The sequence below is a fragment of the Cellulophaga omnivescoria genome (genome assembly GCF_027915275.1).
In the GTDB taxonomy this organism is placed as follows: Bacteria; Bacteroidota; Bacteroidia; order Flavobacteriales; family Flavobacteriaceae; genus Cellulophaga; species Cellulophaga omnivescoria.
Map to the genome: position 1 here is coordinate 2,555,349 of NZ_CP115819.1, position 22,017 is coordinate 2,577,365.

General features: G+C 31.3%; 24 protein-coding genes and 2 tRNA genes. 14 read left to right on the forward strand and 12 right to left on the reverse strand.

Annotation, left to right across the window (positions count from 1 at the left end):
* Positions 1 to 70 precede the first annotated feature (70 nt).
* Together PBN93_RS11470 and PBN93_RS11475 are read right to left on the reverse strand one after the other, a co-directional pair.
* Positions 71 to 1,573, reverse strand: coding sequence for an OmpP1/FadL family transporter (locus PBN93_RS11470; protein ID WP_271080703.1), 1,503 nt, complete (start codon positions 1,571 to 1,573; stop codon positions 71 to 73).
* Between the two features lie 45 nt (positions 1,574 to 1,618).
* Positions 1,619 to 2,824 carry a hypothetical protein gene (locus PBN93_RS11475; protein ID WP_271080704.1) on the reverse strand — a complete coding sequence of 402 codons (1,206 nt, stop codon included), beginning with the start codon at positions 2,822 to 2,824 and terminating at the stop codon, positions 1,619 to 1,621.
* Between the two features lie 98 nt (positions 2,825 to 2,922).
* Here PBN93_RS11475 and proS point away from each other — a divergent pair, with 98 nt between their 5' ends.
* The 4 genes from proS (at position 2,923) to rpsT (ending at position 5,003) form a co-directional block, all read left to right on the forward strand.
* Positions 2,923 to 4,401, forward strand: coding sequence for a proline--tRNA ligase (gene proS / locus PBN93_RS11480; RefSeq protein WP_271080705.1), 1,479 nt, complete (start codon positions 2,923 to 2,925; stop codon positions 4,399 to 4,401).
* A gap of 80 nt (positions 4,402 to 4,481) precedes the next feature.
* Positions 4,482 to 4,553 (forward strand) — tRNA-Glu (locus PBN93_RS11485).
* Positions 4,554 to 4,633: 80 nt separating this feature from the next.
* Positions 4,634 to 4,705: transfer RNA gene (locus tag PBN93_RS11490), tRNA-Glu, on the forward strand.
* Positions 4,706 to 4,751: 46 nt separating this feature from the next.
* Positions 4,752 to 5,003, forward strand: coding sequence for a 30S ribosomal protein S20 (rpsT, locus tag PBN93_RS11495; protein WP_013621871.1), 252 nt, complete (start codon positions 4,752 to 4,754; stop codon positions 5,001 to 5,003).
* 118 nt (positions 5,004 to 5,121) lie between these two features.
* Here rpsT and PBN93_RS11500 read toward each other — a convergent pair whose 3' ends face one another.
* The 3 genes from PBN93_RS11500 to rho form a co-directional block, all read right to left on the reverse strand.
* Complete coding sequence (locus tag PBN93_RS11500; protein ID WP_271080706.1) at positions 5,122 to 5,817, reverse strand: hypothetical protein; 696 nt, start codon at positions 5,815 to 5,817, stop codon at positions 5,122 to 5,124.
* Between the two features lie 34 nt (positions 5,818 to 5,851).
* Positions 5,852 to 6,484, reverse strand: a complete 633-nt coding sequence (locus PBN93_RS11505) for a hypothetical protein (RefSeq protein WP_271080707.1) — start codon at positions 6,482 to 6,484, stop codon at positions 5,852 to 5,854.
* Between the two features lie 123 nt (positions 6,485 to 6,607).
* A complete protein-coding gene (gene rho / locus PBN93_RS11510) occupies positions 6,608 to 8,251 on the reverse strand; it encodes a transcription termination factor Rho (protein ID WP_077406254.1) in 1,644 nt (547 codons plus the stop codon).
* A gap of 195 nt (positions 8,252 to 8,446) precedes the next feature.
* Here rho and PBN93_RS11515 point away from each other — a divergent pair, with 195 nt between their 5' ends.
* Positions 8,447 to 8,857 (forward strand): DUF4293 domain-containing protein, encoded by a 411-nt coding sequence (locus PBN93_RS11515; protein WP_077406257.1) that lies wholly within the window; start codon positions 8,447 to 8,449, stop codon positions 8,855 to 8,857.
* A 60-nt stretch (positions 8,858 to 8,917) separates the two neighbouring features.
* Here the strand turns inward: PBN93_RS11515 and PBN93_RS11520 are convergent, their stop codons facing one another.
* The 3 genes from PBN93_RS11520 to PBN93_RS11530 form a co-directional block, all read right to left on the reverse strand.
* Positions 8,918 to 9,109, reverse strand: a complete 192-nt coding sequence (locus PBN93_RS11520) for a hypothetical protein (protein WP_077406260.1) — start codon at positions 9,107 to 9,109, stop codon at positions 8,918 to 8,920.
* Between the two features lie 88 nt (positions 9,110 to 9,197).
* The gene (locus PBN93_RS11525) at positions 9,198 to 10,031 is read right to left on the reverse strand and encodes a helix-turn-helix domain-containing protein (RefSeq protein WP_271080708.1); all 834 of its coding nucleotides are present in this window, start codon (positions 10,029 to 10,031) and stop codon (positions 9,198 to 9,200) included.
* Between the two features lie 159 nt (positions 10,032 to 10,190).
* Positions 10,191 to 10,685: a metallophosphoesterase family protein gene (locus PBN93_RS11530; RefSeq protein ID WP_271080709.1), complete on the reverse strand. Its 495-nt coding sequence runs from the start codon at positions 10,683 to 10,685 to the stop codon at positions 10,191 to 10,193.
* A 138-nt stretch (positions 10,686 to 10,823) separates the two neighbouring features.
* Here PBN93_RS11530 and truA point away from each other — a divergent pair, with 138 nt between their 5' ends.
* Positions 10,824 to 11,579: a tRNA pseudouridine(38-40) synthase TruA gene (gene truA / locus PBN93_RS11535; RefSeq protein WP_271080710.1), complete on the forward strand. Its 756-nt coding sequence runs from the start codon at positions 10,824 to 10,826 to the stop codon at positions 11,577 to 11,579.
* Positions 11,572 to 13,347 (forward strand): ABC transporter ATP-binding protein, encoded by a 1,776-nt coding sequence (locus tag PBN93_RS11540; RefSeq protein WP_271080711.1) that lies wholly within the window; start codon positions 11,572 to 11,574, stop codon positions 13,345 to 13,347. The genes truA and PBN93_RS11540 overlap by 8 nt, the downstream gene beginning before the upstream one ends.
* Before the next feature lies 1 nt (position 13,348).
* On the opposite strand, the gene PBN93_RS11545 is transcribed toward PBN93_RS11540, so the two are convergent.
* From PBN93_RS11545 to folP, 3 genes are read right to left on the reverse strand one after another with little or no spacing between them, the layout of a single operon-like run.
* A complete protein-coding gene (locus PBN93_RS11545) occupies positions 13,349 to 14,128 on the reverse strand; it encodes a DUF3667 domain-containing protein (RefSeq protein WP_271080712.1) in 780 nt (259 codons plus the stop codon).
* Between the two features lies 1 nt (position 14,129).
* Complete coding sequence (cdaA, locus tag PBN93_RS11550) at positions 14,130 to 14,918, reverse strand: diadenylate cyclase CdaA (protein ID WP_077406277.1); 789 nt, start codon at positions 14,916 to 14,918, stop codon at positions 14,130 to 14,132.
* A 44-nt stretch (positions 14,919 to 14,962) separates the two neighbouring features.
* Positions 14,963 to 15,799: a dihydropteroate synthase gene (gene folP / locus PBN93_RS11555; protein ID WP_077406280.1), complete on the reverse strand. Its 837-nt coding sequence runs from the start codon at positions 15,797 to 15,799 to the stop codon at positions 14,963 to 14,965.
* Between the two features lie 116 nt (positions 15,800 to 15,915).
* Here folP and PBN93_RS11560 point away from each other — a divergent pair, with 116 nt between their 5' ends.
* From PBN93_RS11560 to PBN93_RS11590, 7 genes are all read left to right on the forward strand, one after another.
* Entirely contained in the window at positions 15,916 to 16,452 is a 537-nt protein-coding gene (locus PBN93_RS11560; RefSeq protein WP_077406283.1) for a DUF1599 domain-containing protein, read from the forward strand.
* A 71-nt stretch (positions 16,453 to 16,523) separates the two neighbouring features.
* The gene (locus PBN93_RS11565; protein ID WP_077406286.1) at positions 16,524 to 17,618 is read left to right on the forward strand and encodes a BT_3928 family protein; all 1,095 of its coding nucleotides are present in this window, start codon (positions 16,524 to 16,526) and stop codon (positions 17,616 to 17,618) included.
* A gap of 1 nt (position 17,619) precedes the next feature.
* Positions 17,620 to 18,051 (forward strand): PH domain-containing protein, encoded by a 432-nt coding sequence (locus PBN93_RS11570; protein WP_077406289.1) that lies wholly within the window; start codon positions 17,620 to 17,622, stop codon positions 18,049 to 18,051.
* Between the two features lie 2 nt (positions 18,052 to 18,053).
* Positions 18,054 to 18,563, forward strand: a complete 510-nt coding sequence (locus PBN93_RS11575; RefSeq protein ID WP_077406292.1) for a GyrI-like domain-containing protein — start codon at positions 18,054 to 18,056, stop codon at positions 18,561 to 18,563.
* A gap of 137 nt (positions 18,564 to 18,700) precedes the next feature.
* A complete protein-coding gene (tpiA, locus tag PBN93_RS11580) occupies positions 18,701 to 19,450 on the forward strand; it encodes a triose-phosphate isomerase (RefSeq protein ID WP_077406295.1) in 750 nt (249 codons plus the stop codon).
* A gap of 42 nt (positions 19,451 to 19,492) precedes the next feature.
* The gene (prmA, locus tag PBN93_RS11585) at positions 19,493 to 20,329 is read left to right on the forward strand and encodes a 50S ribosomal protein L11 methyltransferase (protein ID WP_077406298.1); all 837 of its coding nucleotides are present in this window, start codon (positions 19,493 to 19,495) and stop codon (positions 20,327 to 20,329) included.
* Between the two features lie 22 nt (positions 20,330 to 20,351).
* Positions 20,352 to 20,627 (forward strand): ATP-dependent Clp protease adaptor ClpS, encoded by a 276-nt coding sequence (locus tag PBN93_RS11590; RefSeq protein WP_077406301.1) that lies wholly within the window; start codon positions 20,352 to 20,354, stop codon positions 20,625 to 20,627.
* Between the two features lie 71 nt (positions 20,628 to 20,698).
* Here the strand turns inward: PBN93_RS11590 and PBN93_RS11595 are convergent, their stop codons facing one another.
* Positions 20,699 to 21,973, reverse strand: a complete 1,275-nt coding sequence (locus PBN93_RS11595) for a hypothetical protein (protein ID WP_077406304.1) — start codon at positions 21,971 to 21,973, stop codon at positions 20,699 to 20,701.
* Positions 21,974 to 22,017: the final 44 nt, after the last annotated feature.

The window sequence follows — 22,017 nt, forward strand, 5'->3', positions numbered from 1 at the left end:
AAATAAATTATATAACTAAAAAAAGCAGCCTATTTGGCTGCTTTTTTTAGTTATATAATTGTGGTAAACTTTAAAAGTTTACAGTGTAACCTATAGTTACATTTGTGTTTGCTACATTTACTAAGGCTGGTGTTGTTAAGCCTGCATTAAATAGTTGTTTATTTACATCTTGCTCTGTTCTATTATAAGCTATATCTAGTCTGTTAGGTCCAAATGAGTAACCAAAACCTAAAGAAAATCCGTTTAAATCACCAATTGTATATTCATCTTCATACGGACTTTGTTCATACCTGTATCCAGCTCTTAAACTAATATCTTTAATTCTGTATTCCCCTCCAAGTCTAACTGTAGAAACAGTTCCTAATTCGTTAGATATTTCATCATTAGCAGCAGCAAAACCAGGATCGTTAGTAGGTTTAATTTCAGCCTGACTCATATCCTGAAAGCCGTAGTCTAAACTCAATAAACCATCTTTTCCAAATACAACAGCTAAACTACCAGTAACTTTGCTAGGTGTTTTTATAGTGTATCTTTCATATACATTTATAATGTCAAAATTTATATAATTTATATCATCATCAGCCAAATCAGAAGAAATACGTTGTGATGTATCATCTGTTAATCTGTACCAAGTAGGAGACTCATAACTGGCACCAACTCTTACCATATCGTTTAACTTAGCAATAGCACCCAATGCAAATGAAAATCCATTACCTTCTGTGTGTAAATAATTGTCAAAAGTAGTTCTGGTTATGTCTGTGCCTACAGTGTAACCAGTTTCTGTAAATTCTGTGTACTTGTCATAGTTTATGCTATGAAAATTTAAAGATGCGCCTAAATATAAATTGTTTTGGTATTGGGTGGCAAAATCTAAAATAAATTTACTGTTATATCCTGTAGTATTTTCAAAATAGTCTTGATTAACAGTATTGTAATTTGCATTGCTTACATAGTCTATGTTATTGTCGTTAGCTTCGTCTACAGGGTCTATAATACCTCCGTAGTAACCTAAAAAAGCTTGCTGATCTACAAAACCTAAGTTTCTTCCAATATCTAAATAAGCTTCTTCTAGGTATTCTCCGTCTCTTTTTAATAAAGGTCCAAAGGGTACACCATTAGCGTAACTTAAAAAATACTGATCTATACCTTGGTTGCTAACACCAGATATAGAAAAATTATTATCAAAATTCTGAACCAAATCATAATTTGCAGCAATGGCAATTTTTTTCCAATCAGAGTTATTAGATCTAAATACCATTACACCACCTACCTGATTAATTTCTAGGTCGTTTCTTGTAGCCTCTCTGTTGGTTCTAAAATAATTTGCATCATTACTCTTATTGTAATTAGATAGCGTTGCAGAAAATAAATGATTGTTAAAAACTGCTGCACCAGCGGGATTTGTGTTTAGAGCAGACAAATCTCCACCTAATGCTCCAAAAGCACCACTCATACCTTGGTAGCGAGCTGTACCAATAAGGTTTTGTTGGTTATATTGTAGTACATCGTTTATATTTTGTGCACTAGCAATAGTACATACCAAGCCAAACGCTAAGGCGATATAATTTTTCATCCTTTGAGTTTTATAATTAGTTTTTATATTTAAAGTAATAAAGTATTATCTACCTCTACCTGAAGATCTACCTCCAGAAGATCTACTGCTGCTGCCAGAAGATGACCTGCTGCTAGAAGAAGAACTTCGTGCAGATGAAGATCTAGAAGAGCTACTACTCCTTGTTGTTGTGCCCGAACTTCTTGAGCTACTTCCAGAACTTCTGTATGTTCCAGAACTTCTTGAAGAAGAAGATGGCCTAGAGTAGGTAGAGCTGGATCTAGATGATCTTGTTGTTCTAGTAGTTGTTGGTCTAGTAGAACTACTATTGCTACTTCTGCTATACGTGTTTCCTCTGTTATAAGTATTAGTTCTAGAGTTACTGTATGTTGGTTGTGTTCTGGTAGTACGACTAGTTCTATATGATCTATTACGATCTATACCATCTACACTAACATTAGACCTGTTACTATAAGTATTAGATGATCTGTAAGTAGTACTTGTTCTAGATGATGCTGCAGATTTCCCAGATCTGTAACTAACATTAGATCTAGATATACCTGTATTTACGTTAGATCTTCCAGAGCGAGAATAAGCATATCTACTATTACCGTAAATTATGTTGTCATAACGACCTCTTCTGCTGTTGTTAAATGCATATGAATTTCTTCCGTAATTGTTATAGTATCTATTGTAATAAGGATTGTAAAACCTTCGGTTGTAATAGTAAGGATTTCCCCATCCAAAACCATATCCATAACCAAAACCATCCCAGCCCCAGCCAAATCTGCTGTAGCCTCTATATCTCCAGTTGTTCCATCCCCAATAAGGACTTCCCCAGTTGTTGTAAAACCCAAATCCGCCATATCCATATCCCCAAGGGTCATAAAAACCACCAAAGTTTCCCCATCCGTTATCATGAATGTTAATACTTACTTGCGTAGCATTATCTCCCCAACCTGGATTTCCGTTATAATTGTTTTCTACATCTCCTTCTTGCACATCACTATAATAGCTATCTACATCTGTAAAGACTTCTCCATCTAACAGAGCATTATACTCATTAGCTTGTTCACCAAAAAAGTCTTGGTATTCACTATTGTTATTTGCAGGAGCTTGTTCTACAGTTTGTGTTGTGTTGGTAGAGTATATACCATCATTGTCATAATAAGATGCTTCTTGGTAAGAACCACAAGAAACAATTAATGAGCCAACTAAGATGCTAAATGCAACTTTTTTTATTTTCTGGATGGATTGGGAATGTATCATCATATTAAATTTAATTGTTGTACAATGTAAAAATAGTTAGTTTTGTCGAACTATAATTTATTTATTGATAAAAACACAATATTTGTGCCAAACTACTAATAATGAGCAAGAAGTTAACTAAAAGAGCCGAAGATTATTCCAAATGGTATAATGAACTAGTTGTAAAAGCAGATCTTGCTGAAAATTCAGCTGTTCGTGGATGTATGGTTATAAAACCTTACGGATATGCTATATGGGAAAAAATGCAAGCAGAGCTAGATAGAATGTTTAAAGAAACAGGTCATGAAAATGCATACTTTCCTTTATTTGTTCCTAAGAGTTTGTTTGAAGCCGAAGAAAAAAATGCAGAAGGCTTTGCGAAAGAATGTGCTGTTGTTACACACTACAGATTGCAAAATGATCCTGATAAACCAGGGAAATTAAGAGTAGACCCTAATGCAAAGTTAGAGGAGGAGTTAGTAGTGCGCCCAACTAGTGAGGCTATTATTTGGAATACATATAAAGGTTGGATACAGTCTTACAGAGATTTACCATTATTAATAAACCAATGGGCTAATGTTGTACGCTGGGAAATGAGAACAAGGTTATTTTTGCGTACAGCAGAGTTTCTTTGGCAAGAAGGACATACGGCACACGCTACAGAACAAGAAGCCATAGCAGAAGCAGAACAAATGATGGATGTATATGCTGATTTTGCTCAAGACTTTATGGCAGTCCCTGTAATTAAAGGTTTAAAAACTCCAAGCGAACGCTTTGCCGGAGCTGTAGAAACATATTGTATAGAAGCCTTAATGCAGGATGGCAAAGCATTACAAGCGGGTACGTCTCACTTTTTAGGACAAAATTTTGCAAAAGCTTTTGATGTTAAATTTGCATCAAAAGAAGGAAAGCAAGAATACGTTTGGGCTACTTCTTGGGGAGTGTCTACACGTTTAATGGGAGCTTTAGTAATGACTCATAGTGATGATAATGGGCTGGTTTTACCTCCTAAATTAGCGCCAATACAAGTTGTAATTGTTCCAATTTATAAAGGAGATGAACAATTAAATGCTATTTCTGAAAAAGTAAATCCGTTAGTAAAGGAACTTAAAGCTAAAGGGATATCTGTTAAGTTTGATAACAGGGATACACACAAACCTGGATTTAAATTTAACGAGTATGAGTTAAAAGGTGTTCCTGTACGTATAGCCATAGGAAAAAGAGACTTAGAAAACGGAACATTTGAAATAGCACGTAGAGATACTTTAGAAAAGCAAATAGTTAACGCAGATGAAGTGGTTGCTAAAATTGAATTTTTGTTAGATGATATTCAAAAAAATATTTACAAGAAAGCAGCAGACTACAGAGCTAACCATATTACAGAAGTAAACTCTTATGATGAGTTTAAGGAAGTTTTAGAAAGCAAAGGTGGATTTATATCTGCACATTGGGATGGAACGGCAGAGACAGAAGAAAAGATTAAAAATGAGACAAAAGCAACCATAAGATGTATTCCTATGGATGCAAAAGAAGAAAATGGGAGTTGTATGCTAACTGGTAAACCCTCTAAAAACAGGGTGTTATTTGCAAAAGCATATTAATTTTAAAAAAAAATTGACTTAGGTGTTGCAATAATTAAAAATAGTTGTATTTTTGCATCCGCAATACGCAAAAAGTTAATGGTCCGTTCGTCTAGGGGTTAGGACGCCAGGTTTTCATCCTGGTAACAGGGGTTCGATTCCCCTACGGACTACAAGTTCTTAAATGAAGTATAGTTTTGAAATTAAATAAAGTTTTCTTTATTTTGCACTCCACTATACAAATAGTAATAATGGTCCGTTCGTCTAGGGGTTAGGACGCCAGGTTTTCATCCTGGTAACAGGGGTTCGATTCCCCTACGGACTACAATTTTTGGGTGGAAGCCCGTTAAAAACATAATAACAAAAATAAAATGGCAAATCACAAGTCAGCATTAAAAAGAATAAGAAGAAACGAAGCAGCGCGTGTACGTAACAAGTACCAACACAAAACAATGCGTAATGCATTGAGAAAGTTACGTGCTGAGGAGGATAAGAAATCTGCCGAAACTATGTTGCCTACAGTTATTAGTATGTTAGACAAGTTAGCTAAGCGTAATATTATACACGCTAACAAAGCATCTAACCTAAAAAGTAAATTAACTAAGCAAGTAGCAGCTTTATAAGCTATACTTTTTTTAGTAAAAATAGTAAAAGCGCTCTTTTTTAAGAGCGCTTTTTTAGTTTATCTAAAGATTTAAAAGTATGTTTAATAAATTAATATACAGTATTTGTTATTATACTTTATTCTTTTATTAATTTACGCCTCATTTTAATAAAGCCAATAATAAAGCAACAATACATTAAGGGTATTAAAAACAAATGCAATCTTCTAATAAAAATATAGCTTTCTTGGTTTTGTATTATTCTAAAATAATAAGATAGTCTTATAGGGAGAAACCCTGTGTGGAACAAAAGTAAGCCCCAGCTTAACCAAAATAAGAAATTTTTTGTTGGGTCTTTTTTATTTTGATGCCAATCTATTTGATTTAGGTAGACTAAGGTAATTAATATTAGAAAAAAACATCCAAATGAATGGGTGAGTACATGGCTTTCTAGTTGTATATCTTGATAAAATATATTTAAAATACTAATACAGCAGAAGAGAATAATAACTGTTGTGGTTACTATTTTTAAAATCTTTTTTTCTAAGTATAGTTTGTAGATGTATAGAAAATAAAGAAAATAAATTATATCGTAAATATTGTAAAGTAAAATATTGTTTTTAGTATAGAATTTATTGATTGATATATTAAATAAATCTGGATAAGAGCTAATTAAAAATCCTAAAACCTCGTTTAAAAGAGTGTAGGCAATTAGTATTGGAAAATATTTTAAATATGTATTATAGTAATTTGGATAGCGCCACAATGCAATAACTAGTGTTATTGCATAAAATGGCTCTGCTATATTTTCTAGTAAATTATCTATTAATGTCATTTTTTTTGTTGGAAACTAAGTATACTTACTAATCCTAGTACGGAGGAGGAACCATATTGGAATGATTAAGAATTAAACTTTGTTCTTCATCGTCATTAAAAAATGAAATCTTTGGAAAAATAGATGCTTCTTCCGTTGTTGATTGTTTAGAAGGCTGTAATAAAAAATTATCTTTTAAAATTTTAGCCTTGTATGTTTTACCATTTGTAATTACAGAAAATGGATAATCTTTACCATTTACTGTGGTAGTAGGTGCTATAAAAAATGTGTTTTGTCTTGGGTGTTTATATTTGCTATCCTTAGGGTAATTTCCAAAATAAAAACGTACGTTGGTAATTTCTACATTTGCTTTTTTTGCTTCTTGTTCTATAAAAGCAATGTAGTTTTTTAAGGTTATAAGATCGTAATAGCCATATCTGGCAACATCAAAAGAGGAGTTAGGGTCTACTTCATTGTCTTCAAAATCTTTAATGAGGGTAGCTCTTCTTTTGGAGTAGTCATCAAAAAGAGTTTGAGCCTTTTTGGTGGTAATTATTTGTGTAGGAGGTTTTACTTCTTTAACAGGCTCTGGATGTTCTTTCTTTTGCTCTTTAGGATTATTGCAGCTGCTAACAATAAGTAATGCTAAGGGTAAAATAAAATAAAATGCTTTTTTGTTGGTGGTCATAACTATTGGATTTTAAGGTCGCATAAATATAGTCACTTTTTTATAGTATTCTGAAAATCAAATAATAAAAAATCCTACTAAAATTAATTAGTAGGATTTTTTATTATAGAATAGAGGTTTTTGTTATTGATTCATTGTTAATAAAAACTCTTCGTTATTTTTAGTTTGTTTAATACGTTGTTCTATAAACTCCATAGCTTCAACAGGGTTCATATCGGCTAAGTATTTACGTAAAATCCACATACGTTGTATTGTGTTGTCATCTAGTAACAGATCATCTCTACGGGTACTAGAAGATGTAAGGTCAATTGCAGGGAATATTCTTCTGTTAGATATTTTACGGTCTAACTGAAGTTCCATATTACCAGTACCTTTAAATTCTTCAAAGATTACTTCATCCATTTTAGAGCCTGTTTCAGTTAGTGCGGTTGCAATAATGGATAAAGAACCACCATTCTCTATATTACGTGCAGCACCAAAGAAACGTTTTGGTTTGTGTAGTGCATTTGCATCTACACCACCACTTAATACTTTACCAGATGCAGGTTGTACCGTGTTGTATGCTCTTGCCAAACGCGTAATAGAATCTAGTAAAATAACAACATCATGGCCACATTCTACTAGTCTTTTCGCTTTTTCTAAAACAATATTTGCAACACGTACATGTTCTACAGCTTCTTTATCAAAAGTAGACGCTACAACCTCACCACGTACATTACGTTGCATATCTGTAACCTCTTCTGGGCGTTCATCTATCAATAAAATAATTTGATAAACTTCTGGGTGATTTGCAGCTATAGCGTTTGCAATATCTTTTAATAGCATTGTTTTACCAGTTTTTGGCTGGGCAACAATCATACCACGTTGTCCTTTACCAATTGGAGAAAACAAATCTATAATTCTGGTAGAAATTTTACTTTGCTTGTCTGCAAGGTTAAATTTTTCTTGAGGAAATAATGGTGTTAAATGCTCAAAAGACACGCGGTCTCTTACAACTTGTGGGTCTATACCATTAATTTTATTTACCTTAATTAGCGGAAAGTATTTTTCACCTTCTTTTGGTGGGCGTACGTTTCCTAATACTGTATCTCCTGTTTTTAATCCAAATAATCTAATTTGTGATTGTGATACATAAATATCATCAGGAGAAGAAAGGTAGTTATAATCAGAAGATCTTAAAAAACCATAACCATCTTGCATAATATCCAAAACACCTTCACTGGCAATAATGCTGTCAAACTCAAATTCAGGTTCTCTGTACCTGTTTTTTAAGTCCTTATCAAAGTTACTTTTATCTCTTTGATTTTTTTGGTGCTGCGGTTTTTTATTTTTGTGCTGATTGTTATTTTTTTGCTGCCCTTGTTGTGGTGAATTTCTTTGAGGTGATTTTTTTTCTGGACTAGCTGCAGGTTTTGTATTTTTTGTAGAAGGTACTTTTTTAGCTACAGGTTCTTTAGTAGTTTCTTCTGTAGTGGTAACTTCTTTAGCTTTTGGCTTTGGTTTTTCTCTTAAAACACGTTCTCTTTTAACAGGGCGTGGTTTTGGTTTTTCTGCAGGTTTGGCTTTTGCAACAGGTTTTGCATCTGGTTTTTTAGGTTCTTTAACAACAACTTCTTCTACTGCTTTAGGGTTTGCTGCTTGTACATCTAGTATTTGGTAAACCAAATCTAGCTTCTTTAATGTTTTAAACTTAGGAACATTTAAACCTTTTGCAATATCCTGTAACTCAGGAAGCTTTTTTGCTTTTAAATCGGAAATCTCAAACATGTAATGTTGAATAAGTTATACTTTGTTGAAAAATATGAAATCTTGAAGTGTGTAATTTGGGTACTTATTTGGACTTGAAAGTCCCTGTCGGTAAGCGATATTACTAATATTCTGTAGCAATATTACAAATTATTTTTAATATTTCATTGATAAATCTTAAAAAGACGCTATTTTTGTTTTTTCAAAGAAAGATAAATGATACAAAGAGTACAAACTGTTTTTTTATTAATAGTAGTTGTTTTGGCAGCTGTGCTTCCTTTTTTTGCTAGTTTGTGGACATTAGATAACGGTACAGTTATTTTTGCTAAAGATGAAATGTATATTTCTGTAGCTTTTTATGTGTCTGCTATTTTGGCTTTTATTGCCATTTTATTGTTTAAAAATAGAAAAAATCAATTTGTGGTAAACAGATTGAATATGATATGTAATCTTTTTATACTAGGATTTTTCGTTTCCCGATCACTAAACTTATCCGGAGAAACTGTTGTTTCTGAGAAGGGTATTGGGATGTTGATTCCACTATTTTCTATCGTATTTTTAGTGCTAGCCAATAGGTTCATTAAAAAGGATGAGGATCTTGTAAAATCTGTTGATCGTTTGCGTTAAACCTAACATCTTAGTTATATTAGTGCGTAAAACCCGGGGTTGTTCCCGGGTTTTTTTATGTTATAACTGTATATTATCAAACAATATTACTTGTCCATTTTCGGGGTCAAAGTAAATAGTTATTTCCTTTTCAATATTATTTACAGTGGTGTTGTAAGTCCATACATTTGTAATTGCTCCTTTTGTAGGAGATCCAAAGAGTTTTAAAATTTCGGTTTTACTTTTACCAATCAACTGAGTTTCATCAATCATATATATTTATAAATTTAGGTTTGGTTTTGTAAATATATATATAGGTTACTGTATAAAAGTATCAAAATCAAACCATAATATATAAAAATCAAAGAATTACGGCTCTGTACTCTAAAGGAGACTTACCGGTATTACTTTTAAAAAATGAACTAAAGTTGTTAGGGTATTTAAAACCTAAGCAATATGCAATTTCTGATATGTTTAAATTGGTATTGTAAAGCATATTTTCTGCTTCTGCAGTAATTTTTTCTTTTATGTGTGTAGATGTAGATTTGCCTGTTATGCTTTTTACAGAATCATTTAAATGATTTATATGTACAGCCAAATTATCAGAAAAATCTTTTGGTGTTTTTAGTAATATAGGGTTGTTAATATTCTTAATTGGAAATTGTCTATTTAATTGTTCAAAAAATAAAGATGTAATTCTAGATGCTGCACATTTAATCTCAACATTAGCAGATTCTGGTTCTAGTTTTAAAGCTTCATGAATTAGTAGACTTATATAGTTACTGGCAACAGCTTCTTTATTAATGTAATTAGTATTTAACTCTAATTGTATTTTTTTGTAAATGTTTGTAATATTTTGTTCTTGCTCTTTATTTACATAAAAAATATTTTTAGCACCTAGTTTAAAAATTGGACATTTTTTTTCTAAATCGGTTGTGTTTTCTGCTAAAAACGTTGGATTAAATAAACAAGAATAGCCTATTTGTTCTTTAGATATAGGTTCCCAATTATAAACCAATAGCGGGTTGGTAAATACCAAAGCTGTCTTATTAATTGTAACTGTTTGTGTAGGATAATGTAATTTGCTTTTAGGGTGTATAATGCAAATTTTATAGGCATCCTTTATGTTTTGTATTGTTGGGTCTGCTTTATAGGTCTCTAAATCTACAACAGTGATTTTAGGGCTATTAATCATATATATGGGGAAATATTTGGTTAATAATGTAGGTTTGTAATCTGTATGTTTAGTAAATATAAGGAAAGATTAACAAGATTAAAGTAGTTAACAGTGTGTTATTGTAGTTTTTTTAACACTTTTAACATATTAATTTCATTAAATTAAAGAAAGAAGAGATTATTTTTTACCAAGTTCTATAACTTCTAAATCTTTAATGTCTTCGCCATTTATAGTAAAACGTAACATTGTACGCACTTGATGAAAACCGTGTTTACCGCAAGCACCTGGATTCATATGTAATAAATTTAATTTTTTATCAAACATTACTTTTAAAATGTGTGAATGTCCGCTTATAAAAATTTTAGGAGAATTTACTTTTATTTCCTCTCGTATACGCACATTGTACTTATCTGGGTAACCGCCAATATGGGTAATCCAAACAGCCACTTTTTCACACATAAATTTATTGTCTAGCGGAAATTCTAGTCTAGCTTTATCATCATCAATATTACCGTATACGGCTCTTAAAGGTTTTAATTTTTTAATTTTGTCTGTAACATTTAAGTTTCCAATATCGCCAGCGTGCCAAACTTCATCAGCTTGCTTAACATATTTTAAAATTGCATCATCAATATGGCCGTGTGTATCAGACAGTAATAAAATTTTTGTCATTCTAAATAATTAGTTGTTATAAAATTAAAAAAGAAGAATAGCGTACTTTAATTTAAAATTAAAGTAATACGGTTTACTGTCTGCTAAAATCTTACTTATATTAAGTATCTTTGTGGTTTACAAAAATAGGAATTCAATTTGAGATATTTTGTAGCATTTTCATACTTTGGAGCAGCATACCATGGTTGGCAAATACAACCAAACGCTAATACTGTGCAAGAGGAGTTAGAAAAAGCATTTAGTACGCTTTTAAAAGAAAAAATTTCTTTAATGGGAGCTGGTAGAACAGATGCAGGCGTACACGCTAAGCAAATGTATGCCCATTTTAATTTAGCAACCATAACAGACACTAAAGATTTAATACGAAGACTAAATTCATTTTTGCCAGATGATATTGCAGTGCAAAATATTTATGAGGTTCCTGAAGATGCACATGCTAGATTTAATGCTACAGAACGTACGTATGAGTATTTAATTAGTACACAAAAAGACCCGTTTTCATTAAAAACAACCCATTTTATTAGGCAAAAGCTAGATCTTGATAAAATGAATAGTGCAGCACAATTGCTTTTGGGTAAACAAGATTTTGAATGCTTTTCTAAATCTAAAACAGATGTTAAAACCTATTATTGTACTGTTAAAAAAGCTATTTGGGAGCAAAAAGAGGATAAATTTGTGTTTACAATTACTGCAGATAGATTTTTGCGTAATATGGTAAGAGCCATAGTTGGTACTCTTTTAGATGTAGGAACGGGTAAAATTAGCATAAACCATATAAACACTATACTAGCTAGTAAAAGTAGGGCAGAGGCAGGAACCTCTGTACCGGCAAAAGCATTATATTTAACGCAGGTTTTGTACCCAGATAATATTATCAATATAAATAATGGCTAATACAAAAAAAGAATCAGGAAAAGCATTTGACTACACATTGTTAAAGCGATTGCTTACGTTTACAAAACCGTATAAACTAACTTTTTATGGTGTAGTAATGGCTGCAATATCTTTATCTGCATTTGCGGTTTTAAGTCCTGTTTTATTAAGACAAATTGTTAATACAGCTTTAGAAAATAAAGATTCAGGATTATTATTAAACATTATTGTTTTAATGTTAGTGGTTTTGGTGTTAGAAGTCACAAGTCAGCTTTCCTTTGTTTACTATGCAAATTGGTTGGGAGAATCAGTTATTAAAGATATTAGAATAAAACTATTTAAGCATATGCTTAGTTTTAAAATGAAATATTATGATAATTCATCAGTAGGTTTACTAGTAACACGAGCAGTAACAGATATACAGCGTATTGGAGAAATCTTTAGTCAAGGTTTTTTTATGATAGTATCAGACCTATTAAAAATGGTTGTAGTTGCATGCGTTATGCTTTTTTATAGTTGGAAATTGGCACTTATAGTTTTTGCAATTATGCCAATAATAGTTTACGCAACGCGTGTTTTTCAAAAAGCTATGAAAGTTGCTTTTATAGATGTAAGAGCACAGGTATCTAACTTAAACACATTTGTACAAGAGCGTTTAACAGGAATGAAAATTGTTCAGTTTTTTAACAGAGAAAAGGTAGAACAAGAAAAATTTAGAGTAATAAATGAAAAGCACAGAAATGCTTGGTTAAAAACAGTTTGGTACAACTCTATCTTTTTTCCAATTGCAGAAATTGTTTCATCTGTAGCCATTGGTTTAATAGTGTGGTATGGTGGCTTGCGTGTTATATTAAATAATGATATTACTGAGTTAGGTACTATATTTATGTTTATACAACTATCTCAAATGTTGTTTAGGCCATTAAGGCAAATAGCAGATAAGTTTAATGTATTACAAATGGGTATGGTTGCTGCAAATAGGGTATTTGCAATTTTAGATAAAAAGGACACTATTACCAACGAAGGGTCTTTTGAAAAAGATGAAATAAAAGGAGATATATGTTTTAAAAATGTACACTTTGGTTACGTGGAAGGAGAAGAGGTGTTACACGGAATTTCTTTTGATGTAAAGGCTGGTGAAACAATAGCTATTGTTGGTGCTACAGGAGCAGGAAAATCTACCATTATAAATTTACTAAACCGTTTTTATGAAATAAATTCTGGTGAAATTTTGGTTGATGGTGTAGATATTAAAGATTACAAGTTAGCCTCATTAAGAGATAAAATAGCGGTTGTATTGCAAGATGTATTTTTATTTGCTGATACCATAGAAAATAACATTTCTTTAAAAAATGAAGATATAACGTTAGACACAATAACACAGGCAGCACAAGAAATATCTGTGCACGATTTTATTACAAGTCTTCCTAATAATTATCAGTATAATGTAAAAGAGCGTGGTACAATGCTATCTAGTGGACAACGCCAATTGCTAGCCTTTTTACGTGCTTATGTAAGTAACCCAAGTATTTTAATTTTAGATGAAGCTACATCTTCTGTAGATACATACTCAGAGCAATTAATACAAAAGGCAACGGAGAAAATTACGCAAGGCAGAACATCTATTGTTATTGCACACCGTTTGGCAACTATTAAAAAAGCAGACAAAATTATTGTAATGGATGCAGGTAATATTATAGAAAGCGGTTCACATAAAGAGTTACTTAAAAAAGGCGGTTATTATTACAACCTTTATCAAGCACAGTTTGTAGCAGAAGATGTAGCTTAAATTATTTAGCAGGAACAAAATCTGCAGGATTAAAATGGCCTGTAACCATAGCAACTATCATTATAAAAGTTACTGTTCCTATGAATATAGTAGATAGTATTCCTATAAATAACACTGATTTGTAAGTTATTTGCCAAGCAGAGTACTTATTTAACTTTTGTTGTACGTAAATAAAATATAAAATTAAAAATAGGGTTAGCAGTAAGCTATAGTCAGAATAGTATTGTGGAAAAGAACTAATCACGAGCATACTTGTAAAAAAAGATAAAATACTCCATTGAGCTAAACTATAAATTACACTAATTGTATATTCTGCTAGTATGTGTTTTCTTTTGTTTAATGTAATGAGTCCTACAATTAAAAAAACAGGTATGTAGCTTATAAAAAATAAGGAGGAGTAATCATATAGTACATCTGTCATTTTTTTAGTAAACTCAGGATTCATTCCTTGGTCAAAAGCATCAAAATCCATTTCAAAATCAAAAACCTTGCGCATAAAAAACATTAAAAAACCAGCTAACATTAGTGCAATACCAAAATAGCTAATGGGGTTAACGTATTTTCTTCTTGTGCCATTTACATAACCATTTATAACAATATCAGGTTTTGTAAATAAATGTAAAAAAGTGCGTAAAAAAGTATTGTCTAGGTTAAAGTAGCGCTCTGTAATGTCACTAAGTAAATTTTTAATAGTAAGTCTATTTCTAATAACCTTTGCACCACAATCTGGACAAAAAGAATAGTCTGTTTGTAGACTATTTGCACAATTTTTACAATTCATTTTAAGATATTAAGTCCTCTTTAATAAGACTCGTAAGTTCGTCTAAATCTTTGTAAAGTACAAACTCTCCGTTTTTTATGTAAGATATGGTGCCAGTTTCTTCACTAACAACAAGTGCTAAACTATCGGTTTTTTCTGTAATACCAACTGCAGCTCTATGTCTTAATCCAAAACGTAATGGTATGGTACGCTCTTGCGAAACTGGTAGTATTACTCTGGTAGCAACAATGGTATTGTTTTCTACTATGGCAGCACCATCATGTAACGGACTATTTTTATAAAAAATACTTTCTAATATAGGTTGGGTAATTTCAATATTCATTTTATCTCCAGTACTTTTAACAAAATCTAAGGAGTTAGTGCGTTCTAAAACAAGCAATGCTCCTGTTTTAGATTTACCCATTTTATCACAAGCATTCACTATGGCTTCTACATTGGTATCTGTAGTCATAGCTTCTTGTTTTAAAAATTTAAAGTGTTTTATAAAATTACGTTTTGTGGCAAAATTAGTAGAACCTATCATTAGCAAAAACTTACGCAACTCCTGCTGAAAAACAATAATTAAAGCAATTAAGCCAATGTTCATAAACCCGCCAACCATACTGCTAATCATTTTCATATCTAGCAATTCGGTAAGTTTCCAAAGTGCCCAAACAATTACAATACCTATAAAAATATTAATAGCAACAGAGCCACGTACTAGCTTATATATGTAGTAGAGTAGTACAGCCACCAATATAATGTCTATAATATCTGTTATTTTAAAATCAAGAAAATTTAGAAAATCCAAGTAAAAGGGTTTTTGTAAAATTATAAAAAAAATGAGTAATTAAATTATAAGGTTTCATTTAACTGTAAAGCAGTATAAAGAGTAATACATTCTATAGCCTCCTTAACATCATGTACTCTTAAAATATTAGCTCCTTTTGTTAAAGCAATAGTGTTTAGTGCAGTTGTACCATTTAGAGCATTATTAGCAGTGGTGTCTAAAGTTTTATAAATCATAGATTTTCTGCTAATACCTGCAAGTATAGGTACATTCATTGTTTTAAAAAGGTCTAAGTTTTGTAAAATATTAAAGTTTTGTTCTGTAGTTTTTGCAAAACCAAAACCAGGATCAACTACTAAGTCTATAATACCTAAAGCTCTTGCTTGGGCAAGTTTTTTAGCAAAATACTGTTTTATATCTAAAGTCACATTGGTATATTCTGTTAGTTGTTGCATAGTTTCTGGAGTACCACGCATATGCATCATAATATAAGGCACTTTGTATTCTGCAATTACGCTCATCATTTTATCATCTAAAGCACCAGCAGAAATATCGTTAATTAATGCAGCTCCATTTTCTAAACACGCTTTAGCAACAGCACTCCTAAAAGTATCAATAGAAAGTAAAATACCAGGAAACTTTTTAACAAGTAGTTTTATAACTGGTACAATACGGTTAATTTCCTCATCAACAGAGATGTTAGTTGCATTTGGTCTAGAGCTATACGCACCAACATCTATAAAAGTAGCGCCATCTGCAAGCATTTTATCAACCTTGGTTACAATGTCGTTTTCATCTTTATAGCTTCCGCCGTCATAAAAAGAGTCTGGCGTTAGGTTTAATATCCCCATTACCTTAGGTGTAGATAGGTCTATTAAATTTCCGTTGCAATTAATTGTCATACTGTGTGTTAAAATGATTTTTATCGACTTCTAAAAAATAAATGATTTAAGATAAAACCCTTACTTTTGATTAGTTCAAAATTTTAAGCGAAATTTACACAAATTACACAAGATAAATGCAGAATACATCGGAACAATATGATGCGGTTATAAAAGAGTGCCGTGAGCTATTTCAAAAAAAAATGAAAGATTACGGTAGTGCTTGGCGTATTTTACGTTTACCGTCTTTAACAGACCAAATTTATATAAAAGCACAACGTATACGTGGTTTGCAAGAAAACGATGTTAGAAAGGTAGATGAAGGTGAAAAATCTGAATTTATTGGCATTATTAATTATGCTATTATGGCATTGGTGCAAATTGAAAAAGGCATTGTAGAACAACCAGATTTAGATGTTGCTGAGGCTGTAGAACTTTACAATAAACATATTACCATTACAAAAACCTTAATGGAAAATAAGAATCACGATTATGGTGAGGCTTGGAGAGAAATGCGTGTTAGCTCTTTAACAGATCTTATTTTACAAAAGTTGTTACGTGTTAAACAAATAGAAGATAATAAGGGTAAAACCCTAGTTAGCGAGGGTATAGATGCTAATTACCAAGACATAATTAATTATTCGGTTTTTGCACTAATTCACTTAAACGAGTAAAAATTATAAGCAAAAGTTAAAAGCTGCGTTGGTGTGCTTTTAAGTAGTATTTTTCAAAATTTAATTATTGTATGAAGTTTTTAGTAGGTGTAAGTAGGGTTTTTGTAGGTATATTATTTATTATAAGCGGATTAATAAAACTTAACGATCCGGTTGGTTTTTCGTTTAAATTAGAAGAATATTTTAGCGTTGGTGTTTTAAATATGCCTTTTTTTGAGCCACACGCTTTATCAATCTCTATAGTAGTTGTAATTGTAGAAGTATTGCTTGGCATTATGCTTTTGGTTGGTTACAGACCAAAGTTTACAGCATATAGTTTACTAGGGATGATTATCTTTTTTACTTTTTTAACTTTCTATTCTGCTTATTTTAATAAAGTAACAGATTGTGGTTGCTTTGGAGATGCAATAAAACTTACTCCTTGGGAGTCTTTTACAAAAGATATTATACTTTTTGTATTTATTTTAATTCTTGTTTTAGGGTTAAAATATATTAAACCACTTTTTAATTTTAATATTAGGAGAGGTGTTGTTTTACTAGGCTTACTTGCGTGTGTGTTATTTGCAAACTATGTACTTAACCATTTGCCTGTTAAAGATTTTAGACCTTATAAAATTGGTGCTAATATAGAAGAAGGTATGTCTGTACCAGAAGGTGCGCCACAACCTATTTTTGATTATGAATGGAAATTTAATGTAAACGGTGAAGAAAAAATATACGTTACTCAAGGAGATTACCCAAGTGTAGATGGTGAGTATTTAAGTGTAGAAACTACAGAAGTACAAAAAGGGTACGAGCCGCCTATACACGATTTTACAATTGAAAAAGATGGTGAAGATTTTGCTTCTTCTTTATTGCAAGAAAATAAATTGGTTATGGTAATTGCTTATGATTTGGCAAAAAGTGATTATGATGCTTTTACGGCAATAAAAACAGTTACAGACAAAGCTATAGCTAAAGGATATAAAGTTATTGGTATGTCTGCTTCTAACAATGATTTATCTAGTCAAATTGTAAAAAAATACAATCTAGATTTTAGTTTTTATTTTACTGATGAAACTGCGTTAAAAACAGTAGTTCGTTCTAATCCGGCTGTTTTGGTTTTAGAGAAAGGTACAATTAAACAAAAAGTACATTATAATGATGTAGACGATTTAAAGTTTTAAAATGATTTTTAAAAGTAGAAAGGATAATTTGTTCAATGGGGTTATAATAGTTGTAATACTAGTATTATGCTCAGTTCTTTTCTTTAGTATTTTTGATGAAGTTAAAACTACAAGTCACATAGTTACTACAGTAATTAACGTTTTGGTATTATGCTTTTTATTATGGGTTTTTTATGGTACATGCTACAAGCTTAGTTCTACTACTTTTAGTTATAAAAGCGGACCCTTTAAAGGTGATATTCCTATTAAAAACATACACCAAATTATAAAAGGTAAAACCCTATGGGTTGGTTTAAAACCAGCAACAGCAAGCAAAGGACTAATTATAAAATATAATAAGTTTGATGAGGTTTATATAAGTCCAAAGACAAACGATAGCTTTATTAAAGAAATTTTAAAGCACAATAGTACTATAAAAATTATTGAAGCATAACAATGGGAAATTTAGTAAGTGATACGCCAGATATAAAAGAATTAGAACCTAAAATTTTAATAGGTATTAAAAAGGAGGTTTCGGTACTTACTATGGATAATGTTGCTCATTGGAAATCTTTTATGACTAGAAAAGATGAAGTTATAAACCATATTAAAGGAGAATATTACTCTGTTCAAGATTATGGCAAAGAGTACTCTTTTGTAAATTTTAACCCAGCAGCTACATTTAATAAGTGGGCAGCAATAGCTGTTACTAATGCAGAACAAGTACCTAATGGTATGCAAGTTTTAGAGCTTAAAGGTGGTTTATATGCAGTTTTTTTATACCAAGGTATGGCTAAAGATTTTTCTACAGCTTTTCAGTACATATTTACAGAGTGGTTACCAAGGACAGGTTACCAGCTAGACCAAAGACCACATTTTGAGTTTTTAGATGATAGATATTTGGGCGCAGCAAATCCAGATTCTGTAGAAGAAATTTGGATTCCAATAAAAAACAAAAAACATTAAATTTTTATCAGCTTATGTCCTTTTTTTTAAGGATTAGGCAGTTATTTGTTACTAATGCAAAATCATTAAGTGATACAAATATTATATACTATATTTGATACTTAAAATTGATAGTAAACTCATAAAACACATAAAAAATGAGAGCAAAAATAGTTGCAGGTAACTGGAAAATGAATAAAACCTTAACAGAAACAAATGCTTTATTAGCAGAGTTAGCTGGTAAATTACCAGATACAGAAGCAGAAGTTATGGTAGCGCCAACGTTTGTAAATTTAGCAGCGGCTGTACAAGATGTAAAGTCATCAGCAATTCAAGTAATTGCGCAAAATATGCACTTTGCAAAAAACGGTGCTTATACCGGAGAAATTTCTGCAGATATGTTGTTAGATATTGGTATTAATACTGTAATTATTGGTCATTCTGAGCGTAGAGCTTATTTTGCTGAAACAGATGAAATTTTAGCTAAAAAAGTAATTACTGCTTTAGAAAAGAATTTGCGTGTTGTTTTCTGTTTTGGAGAAGAATTAGAAGATCGTAAATCTGATAATCATTTTAACATTGTTGCATCTCAATTAAAAAATGCACTTTTTAATTTAAAGCCAGAGGCTTGGTCTAATATTGTTTTGGCTTACGAGCCTGTATGGGCAATAGGTACAGGAGAAACTGCATCTCCAGAACAAGCACAAGAAATGCATGCTTTTATTAGAAAAACAATAGCAGAGGAGTACACTACAGAAATTGCAGAAGCTGTTTCTATTTTATACGGCGGTAGTGTAAAACCAGCAAATGCTAAAGAAATTTTTTCTAAAGCAGATGTAGATGGTGGCTTAATTGGTGGAGCAGCACTAAAAGCAGACGATTTTATTGCTATTATAGACGCAATATAAAGTACCTTTGCACTTCTAAAAAAGTTTACAAATACGTACATAATGGCAGATTTAGTCTATATAGAATACAATTTTACAGTTGCACCATTGCAACCAGCATCAGACATATTAATTGCGCAATTGGGCGAAGTTGGGTTTGATAGTTTTGTTGAAAATGAAGAAGGAGTACAAGCATATATTTTAAAAGATCTTTGGACAGAAGAGAAGGTAAAAAATGTGCAAATATTATCTAATGAAAATTTTGATATTAGCTTTAACTTTAAAGAAATAGAACAACAAAACTGGAATGCAGAGTGGGAAAAAAACTTTGAAAAAATTGTAGTAGATGACGTTTGTACTGTACGTGCACCTTTTCATGAAAAGCCAAATACTAAGTTTGATATTGTTATAGAACCAAAAATGAGTTTTGGTACTGGACATCATGAAACTACACATATGATGTTGCAACATATTTTAGAACATGATTTTACAGGAAAATCTGTTTTAGACATGGGCAGCGGAACAGGTGTTTTGGCAATTTTATCAGCAATGAAAAATGCTAGCTCTGTAGATGCTATAGACATAGATAACTGGTGTTACTTAAATGCTTTAGAAAATAAAGAACGTAACAATTGTAGTCAAATAAATGTTTTTGAGGGCGATGTTAGCTTACTTAAAGACCAAAAATATAATATTATCATAGCTAATATTAATAGAAATATTTTATTAGCAGATATACCAGAGTATGCCAAGTGTTTAACTAAAGATGGTATTTTATTTTTAAGCGGATTTTATAAAGAAGATATCCCGGTAATTACAGAAAAATGTAATGAAGTTGGATTAAAGTTTGAAAAAAATCTGGAAAAAAATAATTGGGTTGCCGTAAAATATGTATTTTAGTTAGTATAAATGTTAGAAGATTATGAGTAATCAGGAAAAATATTTAGAAGAACTATTAGTAGAAGAAGAGGTTGCAAACAATAACGAAATAGTGTTGTTTAATGATGATGTAAATACTTTTGATCATGTTATAGACACACTGGTAGATGCTTGCGACCATACGCCATTACAAGCAGAACAATGTGCTTTTTTGGTGCATTACAAAGGTAAATGTACCGTTAAAACCGGTTCATATAAAGATTTAGAACCAAGGTGTAGCAAACTATTACAAGCAGGTTTAAGCGCAGAAATAGTTTAGTTTACAATACTATAAAGTTTAAAACCAGCTTAAGGATTAATTATAAATCCTTAGGTTGGTTTTTGCTTTAATTAAGGCATAACCCAAGTTCCTAAATGGGAGTTGTTGTTTAGTGTATATCCTAGTTTATATGCATTAGATGAAGTTATCTCTATAATTTTTCCTGGTGCAGGAATAATATTATTTTTTAAAAGTAAATTATTAAGCACAGCTAAGTCTTTCTCAGAAATAGTTTTTCCGTTTTTTAAAATACTACTACCGTTAATTTCTAAAAGTAATTTGTCCTTTAAAGAGTGTATATATCCTTTTTCTTTTAGGTTTTTTAAAAAACTAGTAAGTTTTGCGTTATCATTAATAATAACAATATTATTGTTTGTTTTGTAGAACGAAAAAGTATTGTCTGGTGTAATGTTGTATTTTTTTAAAATATTCTTGTATTGCTTAATTTGTGTGTTGGTAAGTTTTGTGCCATTTATGTAAACACCAGTTGGGTCTGTATTAAAAACTATATCATTTTTAGTTTGTATTAAATTATTTTTTAAAAGAGCTGTAATAAGCTCATTTTGCGCACTTGGCCAAGTATAATTAATTGTCTTTTTTAGGGTATTATTTAAGTAAGTTTTGTTACTACGCAATAACATTTTTAAAGGAGCATTAATAGCTCCTTTATGACTTGCTTCTACGCTAATTATTGCAGCCTTTTCTGCTAAACGTTTGGCTTCTTCAGCAATACGCAAAGCATCTTCTTTATAGCTTTGTAAGTTAGCTTGCTCTATGCGTTCTGCTTCTCTTTGTATTCTGGCAGCTTCACGTTTCATTCTTTCTGCATCTCTTAACAATCTATCTGCTTCACGCTGTAATTCTTCTGCTTCTCTTTTTGTTTCATCATTACCAGAAATAACAGTCTTTAATGTTTTTCCTAAGGCTTCAAACTTATTAATTAGTGCATCAGAAGCAATACTTTTATCCAAAAACATTGATAGCTTTTTAGAGTTCAAATTAACATTGTAAACTTGGTTACCATCAGTATTAGAAACCCAAGAATAAGTACTACCAGATTTGGTCATTTTTTTAGATTCTAATTCATTTTTTAAGACAGATACTATTTCTGCATATCTTTCTGCAGGAAATTTTGCTTTAAACTTATAATTGTCATTTGTATTGCTAATAGCTATAGAAATGCTGCCACCACGGTTGTCACTACTAGTACTAGAGTATATTGTAGAACTAGAGCTAGTGGTATGCGTAGTTGGTGGTTTTGGAGGAGTTGGTATTGTTTGTGCCAGTACTGTGTTTCCTAGCAAAAATAAAATAATGTGTACGGTTAATATTGCTTTTGTTTTCATAGATTTTGTTTTTAATTTCTGCTTTAAACAGAAGTTTTTGTTGT

What these genes read in the sequence shown, in the direction of transcription:
- PBN93_RS11470 (WP_271080703.1), bottom strand. Translation starts at nt 1,573, where the DNA reads ATGAAAAATTATATCGCCTTAGCGTTTGGCTTGGTATGTACTATTGCT.
- PBN93_RS11475 (WP_271080704.1), bottom strand. Translation starts at nt 2,824, where the DNA reads ATGATGATACATTCCCAATCCATCCAGAAAATAAAAAAAGTTGCATTT.
- proS (WP_271080705.1), top strand. Translation starts at nt 2,923, where the DNA reads ATGAGCAAGAAGTTAACTAAAAGAGCCGAAGATTATTCCAAATGGTAT.
- rpsT (WP_013621871.1), top strand. Translation starts at nt 4,752, where the DNA reads ATGGCAAATCACAAGTCAGCATTAAAAAGAATAAGAAGAAACGAAGCA.
- PBN93_RS11500 (WP_271080706.1), bottom strand. Translation starts at nt 5,817, where the DNA reads ATGACATTAATAGATAATTTACTAGAAAATATAGCAGAGCCATTTTAT.
- PBN93_RS11505 (WP_271080707.1), bottom strand. Translation starts at nt 6,484, where the DNA reads ATGACCACCAACAAAAAAGCATTTTATTTTATTTTACCCTTAGCATTA.
- rho (WP_077406254.1), bottom strand. Translation starts at nt 8,251, where the DNA reads ATGTTTGAGATTTCCGATTTAAAAGCAAAAAAGCTTCCTGAGTTACAG.
- PBN93_RS11515 (WP_077406257.1), top strand. Translation starts at nt 8,447, where the DNA reads ATGATACAAAGAGTACAAACTGTTTTTTTATTAATAGTAGTTGTTTTG.
- PBN93_RS11520 (WP_077406260.1), bottom strand. Translation starts at nt 9,109, where the DNA reads ATGATTGATGAAACTCAGTTGATTGGTAAAAGTAAAACCGAAATTTTA.
- PBN93_RS11525 (WP_271080708.1), bottom strand. Translation starts at nt 10,031, where the DNA reads ATGATTAATAGCCCTAAAATCACTGTTGTAGATTTAGAGACCTATAAA.
- PBN93_RS11530 (WP_271080709.1), bottom strand. Translation starts at nt 10,685, where the DNA reads ATGACAAAAATTTTATTACTGTCTGATACACACGGCCATATTGATGAT.
- PBN93_RS11540 (WP_271080711.1), top strand. Translation starts at nt 11,572, where the DNA reads ATGGCTAATACAAAAAAAGAATCAGGAAAAGCATTTGACTACACATTG.
- PBN93_RS11545 (WP_271080712.1), bottom strand. Translation starts at nt 14,128, where the DNA reads ATGAATTGTAAAAATTGTGCAAATAGTCTACAAACAGACTATTCTTTT.
- folP (WP_077406280.1), bottom strand. Translation starts at nt 15,799, where the DNA reads ATGACAATTAATTGCAACGGAAATTTAATAGACCTATCTACACCTAAG.
- PBN93_RS11560 (WP_077406283.1), top strand. Translation starts at nt 15,916, where the DNA reads ATGCAGAATACATCGGAACAATATGATGCGGTTATAAAAGAGTGCCGT.
- PBN93_RS11565 (WP_077406286.1), top strand. Translation starts at nt 16,524, where the DNA reads ATGAAGTTTTTAGTAGGTGTAAGTAGGGTTTTTGTAGGTATATTATTT.
- PBN93_RS11570 (WP_077406289.1), top strand. Translation starts at nt 17,620, where the DNA reads ATGATTTTTAAAAGTAGAAAGGATAATTTGTTCAATGGGGTTATAATA.
- PBN93_RS11575 (WP_077406292.1), top strand. Translation starts at nt 18,054, where the DNA reads ATGGGAAATTTAGTAAGTGATACGCCAGATATAAAAGAATTAGAACCT.
- tpiA (WP_077406295.1), top strand. Translation starts at nt 18,701, where the DNA reads ATGAGAGCAAAAATAGTTGCAGGTAACTGGAAAATGAATAAAACCTTA.
- prmA (WP_077406298.1), top strand. Translation starts at nt 19,493, where the DNA reads ATGGCAGATTTAGTCTATATAGAATACAATTTTACAGTTGCACCATTG.
- PBN93_RS11590 (WP_077406301.1), top strand. Translation starts at nt 20,352, where the DNA reads ATGAGTAATCAGGAAAAATATTTAGAAGAACTATTAGTAGAAGAAGAG.
- PBN93_RS11595 (WP_077406304.1), bottom strand. Translation starts at nt 21,973, where the DNA reads ATGAAAACAAAAGCAATATTAACCGTACACATTATTTTATTTTTGCTA.